Here is a 17,439-nt window from a genome sequence, read left to right on the forward strand (position 1 = left end):
AAGTGCTGCTCCTGCTTGGTGCTTTTACTTCTAGTAAAGAGGCGTGACTGCCACAAAAGGGAGCAAAAACGGGGTGATCGTCGATTAATTCGACTGGGTGCAACTAATTCTCGCGAAACTGGTTGCACCTTATTTGCTTTGTTGCATAGCATTCGCCGCCAAGGTGCAACCGGGAATAACCCGGTGTACCGGCTGATGGCTTTCCTGGGGAAACATCAGTCTTAAATGCGCGGGATCCCGGATCGTCTGCCAAACGTCGTCGTTTGCGAGCGGTTCACCACCGCCGCTACATAAAAACAAAGCCAGGGCGTAACTCAATGAGCGTAAGCAATCCAACCCTGATCACGTTCGTGATCTACATCGCAGCAATGGTGCTGATCGGTTTCATGGCCTATCGCTCCACCAATAACCTTTCCGACTATATTCTCGGCGGTCGCAGCCTCGGCAGCGTCGTCACCGCGCTGTCTGCCGGTGCCTCCGACATGAGCGGCTGGTTGCTGATGGGCCTGCCGGGCGCCATCTACATGTCCGGTCTGTCCGAAAGCTGGATCGCCATCGGCCTGATCGTCGGTGCCTACCTGAACTGGCTGTTCGTCGCCGGCCGTCTGCGGGTGCAGACCGAGCACAACGGCGATGCACTGACTCTGCCGGACTACTTCTCCAGCCGTTTCGAAGATAAAAGCGGCTTGCTGCGGATTATCTCGGCGGTGGTGATTCTGGTGTTCTTCACCATCTACTGCGCTTCCGGCATCGTCGCCGGTGCGCGTCTGTTCGAAAGCACCTTTGGCATGTCCTACGAGACGGCGCTGTGGGCCGGTGCTGCGGCGACCATTGCTTACACCTTCGTCGGCGGTTTTCTCGCGGTGAGCTGGACCGACACCGTACAAGCGACCCTGATGATCTTCGCGCTGATCCTTACGCCGATCATCGTCCTGCTGGCCACCGGCGGCGTCGACACCACGTTCCTGGCCATCGAAGCGCAGGATCCGAGCAACTTCGACATGCTCAAAGGCACCACCTTCATTGGCATCATCTCGCTGATGGGTTGGGGTCTGGGCTACTTCGGCCAGCCGCACATCCTCGCGCGTTTCATGGCGGCGGATTCGGTGAAGTCGATCGCCAAGGCGCGTCGCATTTCCATGGCCTGGATGATCCTGTGCCTGGGCGGCACCGTGGCGGTGGGCTTCTTCGGTATCGCTTACTTCTCGGCGCACCCGGAAGTGGCCGGTCCGGTCACCGAGAACCCGGAGCGCGTGTTCATCGAACTGGCGAAAATCCTCTTCAACCCATGGGTTGCCGGTGTGCTGCTGTCGGCCATTCTGGCTGCGGTAATGAGCACCCTGAGCTGCCAGTTGCTGGTGTGCTCAAGCGCCCTGACCGAAGACTTCTACAAGACCTTTCTGCGCAAGTCCGCCTCCCAGCTTGAGCTGGTCTGGGTCGGTCGTGCCATGGTGCTGCTGGTAGCCTTGATTGCCATCGCGATGGCTGCCAACCCGGAAAACCGTGTACTGGGTCTGGTGTCCTACGCCTGGGCCGGTTTCGGTGCTGCGTTCGGACCGGTCGTGCTGATCTCGGTCGTCTGGAAAGACATGACCCGCAACGGCGCACTGGCCGGCATTCTGGTCGGCGCGATCACCGTGGTGGTCTGGAAGCACTTCGAACTGCTGGGTCTGTACGAAATCATTCCTGGCTTCATCTTCGCCAGCCTGGCCATCTACTTTGTCAGCAAGGCGGGTGAACCGACTCGCGGCATGGTTGAGCGTTTCGAGGCAGCGGAAAAAGATTTCCATCTGAACAAGTGATGGACTGAGCTTCGGCTCACATGAAATCGGCCCGCTTCCTACCGGAGGCGGGCCGTTTTTTATGGCCTGTGATTTCTCGAATCCTGTGGAAATCCATTGTGGGAGCGAGCCTGCTCGCGAATGCGATTGATCATTCAATGAATGTATCGACTGACATGCCGCTTTCGCGAGCAGGCTCGCTCCCACAGGGTGGGTGGCAGGTTTGATTGAATTGTCTGTAGTCGAACGGCCGAATTAACAAGGTCCTTTCAGCAAACCACGTAGGGCAAATCTGAATTTCCCGTCACCTGCTCATCACCCCTTGCCCCTCATGCAGAATCGCCCGCCCTCACACTGCAGAGAGACATCGGATGTTCGCGCCTGCCAATCAACCGCGTTTCACGTTGACCCTCGAAGGCGCCCGGCACGACCTCAAGGTCCTTGAGTTCACGGGCAGGGAAGCCATCAGCCAACCCTTTCGCTTCGAGCTGGAACTGGTCAGCGAGCGGCCGGACCTGGATCTGGAAAGCCTGCTGCATGGTCAGGCGTTTCTGAGTTTCGATGCTCAGGGTTGCGGTATTCATGGTCAGATTTATCAGGTCGGGCAGGGCGATTCCGGGAAACGTCTGACACGCTATCACCTCAGCCTTGTCCCGCGTCTGACGTATCTGGGGCATCGCATCAACCAGCGGATTTTTCAGCATCAGAACGTGCCGCAAATTGTCACGCAGATCCTCAAGGACCATTCGATCCTGCGCGATGCCTTTGAATTTCGCCTGGGCAGCGAATACCCGGAGCGCGAATACTGCGTGCAATACGCCGAAAGCGATCTGGCCTTCATCCAGCGTCTGTGTGCCGAAGTCGGCATTCATTACCACTTTCAACACAGCCCCGAAGGCCATTTGCTGGTATTCGGCGACGACCAGACCGTGTTCCCCAAGCTGCCCGAGCCGACGCTGTATCTGCCGGGCAGCGGCATGTCGGCGGGCGCGCCGGCGATTCAGCGTTTCAATGTGCGCGTGGAAACCCGCACCAGCGTCGTCACCCGGCGCGACTACAACTTCGAAAAACCACGCCTGTCGCTGGAAAGTCGCAGTGACGGCGAGCAGCGTCCAGTGCTGGAGGACTATCACTTTCCCGGTCAATTCAATGATCGCGAAACCGGCAAAGGCCTGACGCGCCGCGCGCTTGAACGTCATGTCGCCGATTACCGTCAAGCCGAAGGCACCAGCGACGAATCCTCGCTGGTCTGCGGCCATTTCCTGCAACTCACCGGGCATCCGCGCAGCGACTGGAATGATCTGTGGTTGCTCACCTGTGTCGAGCATCGCGGCCGTCAGCCGCAGGTGCTTGAGGAATCGGTGACCAGCGATGGCGAATCCTTCCAGGGCTACCGCAATACTTTCGTCGCCACGCCGTGGGACGTGGTCTTTCGTCCGGCGCTGTGCCCGGAAAAACCGCGCATGTCGGGCTACCAACCTGCCGTGGTCACCGGCCCGAAAGACCTTGAGATCCATTGCGATGAATACGGCCGGGTCAAAGTGCAACTGGTCTGGGACCGCGATGGCGAACTCAATGAGCACTCCAGTTGCTGGCTGCGCGTTGCGACCGGTTGGGCTCACGATCACTACGGCAGCGTGTTGATTCCGCGCGTCGGCATGGAAGTTTTGGTCGGCTTCATTGATGGCGATGCCGACAAGCCGCTGGTCATGGGTTGCCTGCCGAATGCGGCGACCCCGGTGCCGCTGGATCTGCCGGCAGACAAGACCCGCAGTATCTTCCGCAGCCAGAGCAGCCCTGGCGGTGGCGGTTATAACGAACTGCGCATCGAAGACAAAAAAGGCGCCGAGGAAATCTACCTGCGTGCCCAGCGCAACTGGACCCAGCATGTACTCAACGACCAGCAGCTGCAGGTCGATAATCAGCGCAGTGTGGTGGTCACCGGCATCGCCCGCCATGAACTCAAGGCCGACGAACAACGCATTACTCACGGCCAGCGCCAGACCGAAGTCAGGCAGGATGATCATTTGTCCGTGCTCGGCGACCGGCAGGTCCGGGTGAACAATCAAGCCACCAGCGCCTCGGCGCAGATCCATATCAGTGCTGGTCAGCAAGTGGTCATCGACGGCGGCGCGAGCGCGACGATTCAGGCCGGCGGGCAGTGGATCAACATCGGCCCCGGCGGAATTTTCAGCAGCGTGCCGATCGTCGTGGGCGGCGCGCCGATGGCGGCGACCAGCGCTGCGCCGGTGGTGCCGGGATTGCCGGAGAAACTGGCCGCTGCGCCGGCGGCGATTCTCACCGCCGCACAGATCATGAGTCTCAAAGGTGATGCGCCATTCTGCGAGGAGTGTGAGCGTTGTAAGGATGGTGTTTGTGCAGCGTGAGGAATTGACGCCCGAACAATGGCTGGCGCGGCAGCCGCTGCATGCGTCGGAACAACTGTTCGCCATTTTCAGCCGCGCCAGCGACGCCGATGCCTTCAAAGCCTGGCAGGGCACGGCGAATCCGGTCTGGGCCGAAACCATTTATGCCGAGTGGGACGCGGTGATGCCCTACGTGGGAATTGTCGCTGTAGACAGTGAGTTTTTACGTTGGGTGGCGGAAACAGAATCCCGGGATTGGGGATGGTTGGCGGTGTCTTCGGCGGATCTTGACGTGCTGGTCGAACATTTCCGCAGCCTCACTCAGGTGCTGATGCCGGACGGTAAAACCGTGTTTTTCCGCTTTTGGGATGGTCGTTTTTTACTGCCTCTTTTGCACTCTGACGAGGTCATTCCCGCGCAATGGCTGCCAGTCGTTTCACGAGCCTTGATCAATGGCCAAGCCATTGAAATCGGGGGCCGTGCGCTGGTTTCGGGGCGGGTCTTTCCGTGGTGGAGCGTGCCGCAGTCGTTGTTAGCGCAGACTGATGCAAGCGTACGCATCGCCAATGCTTTGCAATGGCTGAGCGAGGAGCAACCGGCCATATTCGAGGCGTTTCCCGAGACGGTCCTGCGTTGCAAGGTCGGGCAGTTTTTCAAATTATCGATGTCGGAAGATTCGTCACGATCGGCGCTTCTGGAGTTTTTGCTGGCAGAGGCAGAGTGAAGTTTCGGGGCAAACGCTTCGGACGTTTCCTTCGAATCGCGGCGGTTTTCATGAACTGGTGCGTGGTGGGATGCAGGGATAGTCTTTTCGTTGTCACCGCGAGAGTGGTGGCAGGGTGAAGGATTCCCGCATTCATGACGTTACAGTTCGTTGGCTTTTTGCGGCACTTGGTTCAAGTCCGTAAGATCGTTCGCGGCGGCTGTGCGTGGGGCACGCTTCGGCGTGGCCGAGGTCCATGATTGCTCGGTTCCTACTCCCGCGCACAGCTGCCACCCTAACCCGTAGGAAGGTGTGATGGCGGCTCACGTTTATCAATCATGGGACCCGGAAAATGACCAATATGCATACTGATTCACCCTACGAAAAAATCACTCCTCACCCCGACAACCGCTTCATGGCCCTCACCGGCAATTGCAGCGACATGCCCAGCCTGTTCGTCGACACCCACGTGCCCCTCGACATCCTCATGGACGCCGCCAACCATCGCATCCGCGCCGTGGTCCAGGTCCTGGAAAACATGTGCATGCGCGGCTCGATCGAATGCGACTCCGTGATCCTCAGCGACTTCGCCCTGCTGTGCGCCATCCCATTGCGCGATGGCTGTGATGTGCTCGATGTCATCGGCAGACGCTTGCGCAGCATGCCCGCCTGAAGATCAGAAGATCGCAGCCTTCGGCAGAGTGGACGCCTATCCCATGTAGGGGCTGCCGAAGACTGCGATCTTTTGTCGTTGAAGAGCAAGTCACGGCGTTGTTTTAGGCTGCGAAGCCAACCTTATTGAAGCGGTAAACAGAATTTTTTATCAGGGTTACTTTTTTTATATCTTTGTCACATTTCCCAGAAGTCTGCCAGCAGCGCCGTCGCTAATGGTAAAGCTGACCTTGTCACCAACTTTCAGGCGGGGATCGCCCGGAGTGCTTACGCTCAGGTCTCCACTGTTGTCATCGGGTTTCACCGTTATTGAGTATGTTGGGTACGGCCCGCCTGCACCACTGGTATAGGCGCTAATCACGGTGCCATTGCCCGATGTATTTACAGTAATTTTTGCCATTTCCAATCTCCTTCCAGTCGTAGTCTAGAATCAGGGCGATCGATTGATTTTCGCGTCGTTCAGACTATGGATCAGTAGCTACCGATAACGCCACTGTCAGATCTGACAGGTAATTGCATTAAATACTACCGTCTATCCAAATTCGACCTTTGTGCAGCTCCGTAAAATTCCTCATCTCCGATTTCCTGATATGGCCTTCAACTACCCCCCACTTTGCGCCGTGCTCCTGGTGCTGGAGAATATATGCATGCGCCGTTCGATCAAGGTGACTCGATGATCCTCAGCGACTTCGCCAAATTCTGCGCCATCCCCTTGCTCGACGTCATCGGGCGACGTCTGGGCGCCATGCCTGCCTGAACTGTTCAGAAGCAAAATCAAAAGATCGCAGCCTTCGTCAGCTCCTACACGGGATCATCTGTAGTAGCTGCCGAAGGCTGCGATCTTTTGACGTTTAGGGTTCAGCAGTCAGTCTGCGATGTGCCGATCCTGGGTCTTGATAAAACTGTCGAAAGCCTCTGACTTGAGACCTCCAGGCACCCATAAAAAACGAAATGGCTTTTCGAGTGTTTGCTGATCGACGGTGTCTGCTCAGATGCCGCATACACATAGTTTCTGGTTGTTTTATAACGATCGTGCAGCACTTGCAGCGTGTCTTCATTTTGCTGGATGGAATGCAGGCCGTTGCCCATGAATGAGTAGGCATTGGCGGATAGTGCAATGTCTTTTCTCTGGGCTGATTGCTCATTGAATGGCGCCAGGATGCAGTTGGCTCCGCCCGTAGTTCTTTAGAGTCTGGCGTGCCTGTTCAATGTGGGTTTCGTCGGCAAGGGCGAGGTATGGACTAAGAAGGCTGAGTAAACAGATGATCAGATATCGCATGAATTTTTGACTTCCTGTCGTTGATGGTTAGCCAGTTTAACGCCATAAAAGCAAAGCCCCTCACCCTAGCCCTCTCCCAGAGGGAGAGGGGACTGACCGAGTTGTCTGGGTGTTGTACGCCGACCTGCGACTTCAGCGGTGAACTTCGCTTGGCCAAGCCTGGATGGTGGTGTTCTTTCGGGGGACTGACCGAGTTGTCTTGGTGTTGTACGCCGACCTGCGACTTCAGCGGTGAACTTCGTTTGGCCAAGCCTGGATGGTGGTGTTCTTTCGGGGGACTGACCGAGTTGTCTGGGTGTTGTACGCCGACCTGCGACTTCAGCGGTGAACTTCGTTTGGCCAAGCCTGAGATTACGTCGATCATTCAGGTCGATGTAACTCGCAAGATCGCCACCGTAAGTCCCCTCTCCCTTCGGGAGAGGGTTAGGGTGAGGGAAAGGCGTTTGTCCACTCGGCTGCGAACCCCTGACTTGCCGACCGGTAAAAGGTAAACTTTGCGGCCCTCGCAGGAGCAGCCATGAATTATCGTCACGCCTTCCATGCCGGCAATCACGCCGATGTTTTCAAACACCTGACCTTGACCCGCCTCATCGCTCTGATGTCGCGCAAGGAGCAGCCGTTTGCCTATCTCGACACGCACGCCGGCATCGGTCTGTATGACTTGCAGGGCGATCAGGCCAATCGCACCGGCGAGTACCTGGAAGGCATTGCGCGCTTGTGGGATCAGCCGGACCTGCCGGCGCTGACTGCCGACTATATGAAGGTGCTGCACGAGATGAACCCGGATGGCCAGTTGCGCTATTACCCGGGTTCGCCGGAGCTGGCACGACGTCTGACGCGGCCGCAGGATCGGGTGATGCTCAACGAGAAGCATCCCGAAGATGGCGTGTTGCTCAAGGACAACATGGCCGGCGATCGTCGGGTAAAAGTGCATCTGGGCGAGGGCTGGCACGTGGCGCGGGCGATGTTGCCGGTGCAGGAGAAGCGCGCGGTGATGCTGATCGATCCGCCGTTCGAGCAACTGGACGAGATGCAGCGCTGCGCGGCGTCGATGAAAGAAGCCATCGGCCGCATGCGCCAGACCGTGGCAGCGATCTGGTATCCGGTGAAGGATCAGCGTGCATTGCGGCGTTTCTATCAAGACCTGGCGGGCACGGGTGCGCCGAAGTTGCTGCGTGTGGATCTGCTGGTGCATCCACTGGACACGCCGAACAGCCTGAACGGTTCCGGGCTGGCGATCGCCAATCCGCCGTGGGGGCTGGAAGAAGAATTGCGTGAGCTGCTGCCGTGGTTGTCGAAGAAGCTGGGGCAGACTCAGGGTGGCTGGCAGATGGATTGGTTGATTGCCGAGAGTTGATCAACAGCAAGATCAAAAGATCGCAGCGTTCCGCAGCTCCTACAGTTGAATGCGTTTCCCTGTAGGAGCTGCCGAAGGCTGCGATCTTTGGCTTTCAGGGGTTAGTTGCCCGCCAGGCTCGCTGGCATGCAAACGCCGGTGCCGCCAATCCCGCAATAACCCTCAGGGTTCTTCGCCAGATACTGCTGGTGATACGTCTCGGCGAAGTACACGGTCGGTGCCAGTTCGATCTCGGTGCTGATTTCGCCCAGACCCGCCTTCGACAGTTCCGCCTGATACACAGCCTTGCTCTTCAGCGCCGCGTCCAGATGCTCAGGCGAGGTCGCGTAGATCACCGAGCGGTACTGGGTGCCGATGTCGTTGCCCTGACGCATACCCTGAGTCGGGTTGTGCAGTTCCCAGAACATCGCCAGCAGCTCTTCATAGCTGACTTGGGCCTTGTCATACACCACCAATACCACTTCGGCGTGGCCGGTCAGGCCCGAGCAGACTTCTTCGTACGTCGGGTTCGGCGTGAAGCCGCCGGCGTAACCGACCACGGTGCTGACCACACCTTCGCGCTGCCAGAAACGTCGTTCCGCGCCCCAGAAGCAACCCAGACCGAAAATCGCAAAGTCGACGTCCTGAAAGAATGGACCGAGCAGCGGGGTGTCTTCGAAGACAAAGTGTTTTTCCGGCAGGGTCATCGCGGTTTCGCGGCCGGGCAGGGCTTGTTCTTTGGTTGGAAGCACGTTTTTGTTCACCAGAATTTCCGAGCGCAGAACCATGAGCGTTCCTCTCAGTCAGGTTGGAGGTAAAAAGTCAGACCGCCAGTGTGCCGAATGATGCCGGAATTCGCACTATCAAAACTGTGGGAGCGAGCCTGCTCGCGAAAGCGGGGTGTCAGGCGACGAAGATGTCGACGGTTTTATCGCCTTCGCGAGCAGGCTCGCTCCCACAAGGGATCTTCATAGAAGCCGAGGTTAGAGGCAGAGCGGGCCGCGCGGATAGCGCTTGAGAGCCTGGATCAGCTCGCCGCCTGGAATCGGTCGGTCGAACAGATAACCCTGGCCGACGTCGCAACGGTGTCGACGCAGGAAGGCCAGTTGCTCGGCGGTTTCGATGCCTTCAGCCACAACCTTGAGTTTCAGGTTGTGGGCCATGGCGATCACCGCCGAGGTGATTTCCATATCGTCCTGGTTGTCGGGGATTTCGTGGATGAAGCTGCGATCGATCTTGATGATGTCGATCGGGAATTTCTTCAGATAGCTCAGCGACGAGTACCCGGTGCCGAAGTCATCCATGGCCAGGGTCAGGCCCAGGCGCTTGAGCTGGTCGAGTTGCAAATGCGTGTCTTCGGTGGCTTCCAGCAGCAGGCCTTCGGTCAGCTCGAGTTCGAGCAGATTGGCCGGCAGCGCTTCTTCCCTGAGGATGTTGGCGATCGAGGCGACCAGATCCGGATCAGAGAACTGTTTCGGTGACAGATTGATTGCCACCTGCAGATTGCCCAGGCCGGCAGCGGTCAAGGATTTGCTCATGCGGCACGCCTGACGCGCGATCCACTTGCCGATCGGAATGATCAGGCCGGTTTCCTCGGCGACGCTGATGAACTGATCCGGGCGAATCATGCCGCGCTCCGGGTGGTTCCAGCGCAACAGCGCTTCCATCCCCAGCAGACGACCGCTGCGCAGGCACAGTTTCGGCTGGTAGAACACGTCCAGCTCGTTCTGCGTCAGGGCGCGGCGCAGGTTGTTCTCGACGAACAGTTTGTAACTGGCCTCGGCGTTCAGCGCCTCAGTGAACACCTGCAACTGGTGTTTGCCGTTGGCCTTGGCCTTGTGCAGTGCCAGACCGGCGTTGCGCATCAGGGTTTGCGGATCGCGCCCGTGCAGCGGCGCGCAGGCCAGACCGACGGAGCCGGTGACGCTGATAAGCTGGTTGTCGACGAACATCGGCTTGTCGAGGGTCATCAGCAACTGACTGGCGATCTGCTGCCCGGCTTCAAGATCGGTGTCGTCGAGCAACACGGCGAACTCGTTACTGGCAAAACGCGCCAGACTGCCACTCGGGCTGAGGCTGTTGCGCAGGCGCCGGGCGAGACTTATCAACAGTTTGTCGCCGGTCTGGTGGCCGAGGCTGTCGTTGATCCGCTTGAAGTTGTCGATGTCCACCAGCAACAGGCTGATCGGCGTATCGCTGTCGCGGGCGAAGCGCTCATCGAGATTGCGGATGAATGCCGGACGGTTGCCGAGGTTGGTCAGGTTGTCGGTGTAGGCCAGGCGCTCGATGCGTTGCTGGGCCAATTTGGTCTGGGTGATGTCTTCGTAGATGCCGATGTAATGCGTCAGCTCACGGTTATCGCCATAGACCTTGGAGATCGACAGCTGGCCCCAGTACGGTTCGAGGTTCTTGCGTCGGCTCTTGAATTCGCCCTGCCAGCTGTTGCTCTGGGCCAGCGCCGAAGGTGCGTCGAACAGCAGTTCGCTGAGATTTTCCAGCGCCGGCAATTCCGACAAGCGCTGACCGTGGACCTCCTCGGTTGTGTACTGGGTGATCGCGGTGAAGCTCGGGTTGACGTACTCGACCACGCCGTCGCAGTTGACCAGCAAGAAGGCGTTGGCGCTTTGCTCGACCGCGCGCTGAAACAGGTGCAGGGCGCTGGTGGCAGTGCGTCGGTTATGGTTGTTGATCACTTGTGCGAACTGGTCGGCCAGTTCGCCGGCAAAGGCGATTTCGTCGGACTGCCAGGCACGGGTGACGCCGGTCTGTTCCAGGCACAACACGCCGACAACCTGGCCGTCGACGCGAATGCTGGCATCGAGCATGGCGTTGACGTCACGCGGACGCATCGCCTCGGCCATCTCGCGGGTGCGCGGGTCGTGCATGGCGTTGTGGGCATCGATGGCGCGGCTGCTGTGCAGGGCTTCCATGTAGTCAGGGAAGCCGCTGATATCGATCGGCTCCGGCAGGATGTATTCCTGGGTCGCGCGATGGTAAGCGGAGATCGGCAGCAAGCGCTGGCCTTCGAGGTTCCACAGGCTGGCGCAGTCGATCTCGTAGATATCGCAGGCGCAGCGGGTGATCAGTTCAGCGGCTTCCTGCAGCGAGTTGTGCGTGCTGTAGCGCTGGCGTGCGAGCAGCAGAATCAGATCCTGCTGGGCACGCACGCGCTCCAGATGCTGCAGTTGTTCCTGCTGGGCACGCTGGTTCAGCTCAAGGGCGATTTGCAGGCGCGAGTTCTGGGTTTCCAGATCCACCGAAGGCAGCGCCTGGGCTTCGTCGAACACCTCGTCGACCGCCAGCAGGTAGCCGCGCAGCAAGTGCCGGTTGTGCTGTTTGTAGGCTTCGCCCAGCTCGAGGATGTTCAACGCGCCGGCGGCGGTGTGCAGGGTGTAGCGCACCACGTAATGTGCGCTTTTGCTCAGTTGCTGCTGAATCGCATCGTGCAGTTGATAGCGCGCCTCGGGCTCCATCAGGCTGGCGTAAGGCGAGCCGACCAGCGCGCAGAGCTCGACGGCCGGCTGGCCAAACTGGCGTTCGCAGTTGGGATCGAGGAACAGCATTGCCCAACTCGCTTCATTCAAGCGCTCGAAACGCAGCATGCCGAGCCGCGAGGGCACAGGCAACTGCGTCACTACCTCGGCCGCCATACGGCTGGCGGCATCGGGCTGGCTCTTCATGAAGGAAACTCGCTTGGAAATATGCTGAATGCGCCGGGCTCTCGCCCTCTTGTCTGTTGGCTGCGGCAAGGTTGCATCATTGCGGCACCGACTGACAAGAGAGATGAAGGCCAAGTGCTATAAGAATATGTCGGCTGCAGTGAACATTTCTCCAGTGCACAACTGAAATGAGCAGAAGATCGCAGCTTCACGCAGCCCCGACAGGGTAATGCGCCTTGTGTAGGAGCTGCCGAAGGCTGCGATCTTTGGGTGTTTCAACGCAATTTCATACTGATCGACTGCAAGTTCTTGCCATCGCGGTCATGGTAATTGACCAATATCTGATCAGCCTCGACGACCACATGCGCAAAATTGTCCTGACTCACCACGGCACTGGTCAGCTCGTGCCGATAATCCCCTGCCGCCGTGCGCACCAGCGGTTGATCGAGGATAAACGTTGAAGCCTTGGCATACGGCAGCAATTTGCTGTTGTGCAACGGCGAGGACACGATGGTGTGCACTTCGAAATCGGCGTCCTCGCTGTGAGACAGGCGACTTGTCAGAGAGCCATGAACGTCGCCGGAGACGAACACCACGTTCTTGATCCGGTGAGTGCGGATGGTTTCCAGCAGGCGCAGACGCTGTTCGGGAAATGCTTTCCAGGCATCGTCACCGTTGAACTTGCGATCGGGATAGAACATCACGCTGGTCATCACGAACTTCACTCGCGCCGGGCTATGGATCAGCCATCGCAGCAGGGCCTGTTCTTGCTCGATGTCGAGAATGCGCCGGTCATCCTTCGACAAGTTGCGTCGGGTGCGGCTGTCGGTGACGAACCAGGCGATATCGCTGTCGCCAAACTGATACCAGTAATGCTTCAACGTATCCCGGTCTATCTGACCCTTCTCATTACATGCATAAACCGGGCTGTGGCTGGCTTGATAAAGTTCATAAGCGGCCATGGCGTTGCGATATAAGTCCTCGTCCGCTGCGGTGGCATTGGCAGGCCAGTTATCTTCTATTTCATGATCGTCGAGCATCATGTAAGTCGATGTATTGGACATCAGTCGCTGAATATTCGGTTGCGAAAATGCCGTTCGATATTTCTTCAGGATGTCTTTGGCTTCGCGATCCGGAGCAATGACATTCAAATCATCTACATACACTTGATCTCCGGTCATGATCACCGCGCTGACGGGTAGATGACTGTTCTCGACCAGTCGATTGATCGAGCCAAAGATGCGGTCGCCCAGTTGCGGCAAGGAAGCGACGCCGGCGGTAATCCGCAGATAACGGCACGAACCGACGACAAAGCCCCGAGGCTGGCTGGCTTTCGCGGTGCGGGTGCGAAAGCGGTGGAGCTGTCGCGGCCATTGCAATGGAAACTCAATGACCGTGTCGATGGTATGCACCGGATTCATCGGGCTTAACCAGCCGGCTTGATATTCGTATTCACAATCAGCTTCGAGATCCTGCAATACCAGTACACCCGACATGTCATTGGCCGGGTTCAAAAGTGCAAATACGCTGTTCGACCATTTTTCCGTGCCGGCCTTGCGAGCGCGAACTCCGGCAAATACACGTTTTTTGTCCTGTTGTTCGCCGCGCATGAAAATGCGCACTTCGTTAGTTGTCGCGTGGCCCACGATGGGGCCGATAGTCGGTTTGAACATGATCGATTCCGTTCGAGATTTTAATAAACAAGATTTAAATAAGCGGAGCGCGTTGAAGCAACTTTCCTGAGCAGAGGTTAGTTGGCCAGCGGCGGAAAATATTGGCGTTAAGTGGACCAGACCTGTGGCCGATGTCAGCGCAGGTTGTAGGAAAGAGGCGCGATCCGGTTTATTTCAGGCAAAAAAAAGCCCCGTCAATTGACGGGGTTGAGGTACGAGCGTGTGGCGCTCGAAAGGGTGCAGCAAGCGGCCCTCCGTCGCCGGAGGGCCGTTTGAGTTACAGCAGGATGGTGCGGATGTCGCCCAACAGACTGCCCAGACGCTGAGTAAAGCGTGCAGCTGCAGCGCCGTTGATCACGCGGTGATCGTAGGACAGCGACAGTGGCAGCATCAGCTTCGGCTGGAAGGCTTTGCCGTCCCAGACGGGCTGGATGGTTGCCTTGGACACACCGAGGATCGCCACTTCCGGCGCATTGACGATCGGCGTGAAGCCGGTGCCGCCAATATGACCGAGGCTGGAAATGGTGAAGCAGGCGCCTTGCATCTCGTCCGAGGACAGCTTCTTGGTGCGGGCTTTCTCAGCCAGCGAAGCCGCTTCGGCTGCCAATTGCAGCAGGCTCTTCTGGTCGACGTTCTTGATGACCGGCACCAACAGGCCATCCGGAGTGTCGACGGCGAAGCCGATGTTCACGTATTTCTTGCGGATGATCGCTTTGCCGCTTGGCGCCAGCGAACTGTTGAAGTCCGGCAGCTCCTTGAGCAAGTGCGCGCAGGTCTTGAGCAGCAGCGGCAGGATGGTCAGCTTGACGCCAGCCTTCTCGGCCACGGCTTTTTGCGCAACACGGAAGGCTTCCAGCTCGGTGATGTCCGCCGAGTCGAATTGCGTCACGTGTGGCACGTTCAGCCAGCTGCGGTGCAGGTTGGCGGCGCCGACCTGCATCAGGCGGGTCATCGGCACTTCTTCGATTTCGCCGAAACGGCTGAAATCGACCACCGGAATCGGCGGAATGCCCGCACCACCGGTAGCGCCGCCGGCAGCGGCCGGCGCTTCCTTGGCCTTCTGCATCATCGCCTTGACGTAAACCTGCACGTCTTCCTTGAGGATGCGACCGTGCGGACCGCTGGCGCCAACAGCGCTCAGCTCGACGCCGAACTCACGGGCCAGTTGACGCACGGCAGGGCCGGCGTGAACTTTCGCGCCCGGCTTGGCCGGTGCGGCGGCTGGAGCGGCGGCAGCAGGTGCAGCGGCAGCCGGAGCAGCAGCGGCAGGTGCCGGAGCGCTCGGAGCTGCGGCAGCTGGAGCCGGGGCAGCAGCAGGGGCCGCGCCTTTGACTTTCAGCTTGAGGATCAGATCGCCGGTACCGACTTCGTCATCCAGCTTGATGGAAACGCTTTCCACCACGCCAGCGGCAGGTGATGGGATTTCCATGCTTGCCTTGTCGGATTCCAGGGTGATCAGCGACTGGTCGGCTTCAACGGTATCGCCCGCCTTGACCAACACTTCGATGATCTTGGCTTTGCCAGCCGAGCCGATGTCCGGAACGTGGATGTCCTGAACGCTGTCGGCAACCGGTGCTGCTGGCGCGGCTGCCGGAGCAGGCGCAGCGGCAGCGGCCGGTGCAGCAGCCTGGGCCGTAGCGACAGCCGCAGGGGCCGCAGCACCCGCCACTTCCAGATCCAGAATCAGGTCGCCAGTGCCGACTTCGTCGTTGAGCTTGACGCTGATGGCCTTGACCACGCCAGCGGCAGGCGACGGGATTTCCATGCTCGCCTTGTCGGATTCCAGAGTGATCAGCGATTGATCAGCTTCGACGCTGTCGCCGACCTTGACCTGAATCTCGATGATCTGTGCCTTGCCCGACGAACCGATGTCCGGCACGTGCACTTGCTGTACCGAAGCGGCAGCAGGAGCAGCGGCAGGCGCGGCAGCAGCAGGTGTCGCAGCCGGTTTCTCTTCGGCTTTGGCAGGAGCAGCGGCAGGAGCAGGGGCCGCTTCGGCAGCGCCCTCGACTTCCAGCTCAAGCAGTTCGTCGCCTTCTTTCAGACGGTCGCCCAGCTTCACTTTCAGGCTCTTGATGACGCCGGCTTTCGGGGCCGGCACTTCCATGCTGGCCTTGTCCGATTCCAGGGTCAGGATGCTCTGGTCGGCTTCGATGCGGTCGCCGACCTTCACAAACAGTTCAATTACTTCACCTTCACCGCTGCCGATGTCAGGTACGCGAATGAGTTCGCTCACAAAATGTCTCCTCAGCAGTCCAGTGGGTTGCGTTTTTCCGGGTCGATGCCGAACTTGACGATGGCCTCGGCCACGACTTTAGGTTCGATATCACCACGGTCAGCCAGTGCTTCCAGGGCTGCCAACACCACGAAATGACGGTCGACTTCGAAGAAATGACGCAGTTTCTTGCGGCTGTCGCTGCGGCCGAAACCGTCGGTGCCCAGGACTTTGAATTCCTTGGACGGTACCCACTGACGGATCTGCTCGGCGAACAGCTTCATGTAGTCGGTAGAAGCAATGACCGGACCTTTACGGCCGTTCAGGCACTCTTCGACGTAGCTCAGCTTAGGCTTCTGGCCAGGCTTGAGACGGTTGCTGCGCTCTACGGCGAGGCCGTCGCGACGCAGTTCGTTGAAGCTGGTAACGCTCCAGACGTCAGCGCCGATGTTGAACTCTTCACGCAAGATCTTCGCCGCTTCACGCACTTCACGCAGGATGGTGCCGGAGCCCATCAGCTGAACGTGGTGCGCCGCATCGCGAGTGTCTTCCTCGAGCAGGTACATGCCTTTCTTGATGCCTTCTTCGGCACCGGCCGGCATGGCTGGCTGCTGGTACGACTCGTTCATCACGGTGATGTAGTAGAAGATGTCCTGTTGCTCTTCGGTCATCTTCTTCATGCCGTCCTGAATGATCACCGCCAGCTCGTAGCCGTAGGTCGGATCGTAGGTGCGGCAGTTCGGGATGGTCGCGGCCAGCAGGTGGCTGTGACCGTCTTCGTGCTGCAGACCTTCACCGTTCAGGGTGGTGCGGCCAGCGGTGCCGCCGATCAGGAAGCCACGGGTACGGCTGTCGCCAGCGGCCCAGGCCAGGTCGCCGATACGCTGGAAGCCGAACATCGAGTAGAAGATGTAGAACGGCAGCATCGGCTGGTTGTGGCTGGAGTACGAAGTACCGGCAGCGATGAACGAGCTCATGGCGCCTGCTTCGTTGATGCCTTCTTCAAGGATCTGACCTTTCTGGTCTTCCTTGTAGAACATCACCTGGTCCTTATCGACTGGCTCGTAGAGCTGGCCGACGGAGGAATAGATACCCAGCTGACGGAACATGCCTTCCATACCGAAGGTACGGGCTTCGTCCGGGATGATCGGGACGATGCGCGGGCCGATTTCCTTGTCCTTGACCAGTTGCGCGAGGATCCGCACGAAAGCCATGGTGGTGGAAATTTCACGGTCGCCCGAGCCATCGAGGATGGCTTTGAGGGTGTCCAGATCCGGGGTCGGTACGCTGAAGCTCTGCGCGCGGCGCTGTGGCACGAAACCGCCCAGTGCGGCACGGCGCTCGGCGAGGTAGCGGGCTTCGGCGCTGTTTGGCTCTGGCTTGAAGAACGGCAGGTTCTCCAGCTCTTCGTCCTTGACCGGGATGTCGAAGCGGTCGCGGAACAGCTTCAGGCTGTCGACGTCGACTTTCTTGGTGTTGTGCGCAGTGTTTTTCGCTTCGCCGGCACCGGTGCCATAACCCTTGATGGTCTTGGCGAGGATGACGGTCGGTTGTTCCTTGTGGTTGACCGCTTCGTGGTACGCCGCGTAGACCTTGTACGGGTCGTGGCCGCCACGGTTGAGTTTCCAGATCTCGTCGTCGGACAGATCGGCAACCATTGCCTTGAGTTCAGGCGTGTTGAAGAAGTGCTCGCGAACGAATGCGCCGTCTTTGGCTTTGTAGTTCTGGTATTCGCCGTCGATGACTTCGTCCATG

General features: G+C 58.8%; 11 protein-coding genes. 5 read left to right on the top strand and 6 right to left on the bottom strand.

Features of this window, described 5'->3' with window-relative positions; all coding sequences use genetic code 11:
* Positions 1-317 precede the first annotated feature (317 nt).
* From putP to ACZ9BE_RS26745, 4 genes are all read left to right on the top strand, one after another.
* Positions 318-1,802, top strand: a complete 1,485-nt coding sequence (gene putP / locus ACZ9BE_RS26730; protein WP_150638076.1) for a sodium/proline symporter PutP — start codon at positions 318-320, stop codon at positions 1,800-1,802.
* Between the two features lie 350 nt (positions 1,803-2,152).
* Positions 2,153-4,168 carry a type VI secretion system Vgr family protein gene (locus ACZ9BE_RS26735; RefSeq protein ID WP_476250115.1) on the top strand — a complete coding sequence of 672 codons (2,016 nt, stop codon included), beginning with the start codon at positions 2,153-2,155 and terminating at the stop codon, positions 4,166-4,168.
* Positions 4,149-4,871, top strand: a complete 723-nt coding sequence (locus ACZ9BE_RS26740; protein WP_460160271.1) for a DUF4123 domain-containing protein — start codon at positions 4,149-4,151, stop codon at positions 4,869-4,871. The genes ACZ9BE_RS26735 and ACZ9BE_RS26740 overlap by 20 nt, the downstream gene beginning before the upstream one ends.
* Before the next feature lie 331 nt (positions 4,872-5,202).
* A complete protein-coding gene (locus tag ACZ9BE_RS26745; protein WP_056787448.1) occupies positions 5,203-5,523 on the top strand; it encodes a hypothetical protein in 321 nt (106 codons plus the stop codon).
* A gap of 165 nt (positions 5,524-5,688) precedes the next feature.
* Here ACZ9BE_RS26745 and ACZ9BE_RS26750 read toward each other — a convergent pair whose 3' ends face one another.
* Positions 5,689-5,922, bottom strand: a complete 234-nt coding sequence (locus tag ACZ9BE_RS26750; protein ID WP_150638083.1) for a S1 domain-containing protein — start codon at positions 5,920-5,922, stop codon at positions 5,689-5,691.
* 1,396 nt (positions 5,923-7,318) lie between these two features.
* Between ACZ9BE_RS26750 and ACZ9BE_RS26755 the strand changes: the two genes are divergently transcribed.
* A complete protein-coding gene (locus tag ACZ9BE_RS26755) occupies positions 7,319-8,158 on the top strand; it encodes a 23S rRNA (adenine(2030)-N(6))-methyltransferase RlmJ (RefSeq protein ID WP_476250116.1) in 840 nt (279 codons plus the stop codon).
* A 101-nt stretch (positions 8,159-8,259) separates the two neighbouring features.
* On the opposite strand, the gene msrA is transcribed toward ACZ9BE_RS26755, so the two are convergent.
* The 5 genes from msrA to aceE form a co-directional block, all read right to left on the bottom strand.
* Positions 8,260-8,925: a peptide-methionine (S)-S-oxide reductase MsrA gene (gene msrA / locus ACZ9BE_RS26760; RefSeq protein ID WP_252883057.1), complete on the bottom strand. Its 666-nt coding sequence runs from the start codon at positions 8,923-8,925 to the stop codon at positions 8,260-8,262.
* A 195-nt stretch (positions 8,926-9,120) separates the two neighbouring features.
* Positions 9,121-11,817, bottom strand: a complete 2,697-nt coding sequence (locus tag ACZ9BE_RS26765; RefSeq protein WP_460160273.1) for a putative bifunctional diguanylate cyclase/phosphodiesterase — start codon at positions 11,815-11,817, stop codon at positions 9,121-9,123.
* A gap of 254 nt (positions 11,818-12,071) precedes the next feature.
* Positions 12,072-13,469 (bottom strand): alkaline phosphatase D family protein, encoded by a 1,398-nt coding sequence (locus ACZ9BE_RS26770; RefSeq protein ID WP_460160274.1) that lies wholly within the window; start codon positions 13,467-13,469, stop codon positions 12,072-12,074.
* Positions 13,470-13,746: 277 nt separating this feature from the next.
* Positions 13,747-15,705 carry a dihydrolipoyllysine-residue acetyltransferase gene (gene aceF / locus ACZ9BE_RS26775; protein ID WP_476250117.1) on the bottom strand — a complete coding sequence of 653 codons (1,959 nt, stop codon included), beginning with the start codon at positions 15,703-15,705 and terminating at the stop codon, positions 13,747-13,749.
* A gap of 11 nt (positions 15,706-15,716) precedes the next feature.
* The coding region (aceE, locus tag ACZ9BE_RS26780) for a pyruvate dehydrogenase (acetyl-transferring), homodimeric type (RefSeq protein WP_476250118.1) at positions 15,717-17,439 on the bottom strand (1,723 nt) is incomplete at its 5' end.

Source organism: Pseudomonas sp. TE9122, from assembly GCF_056278925.1.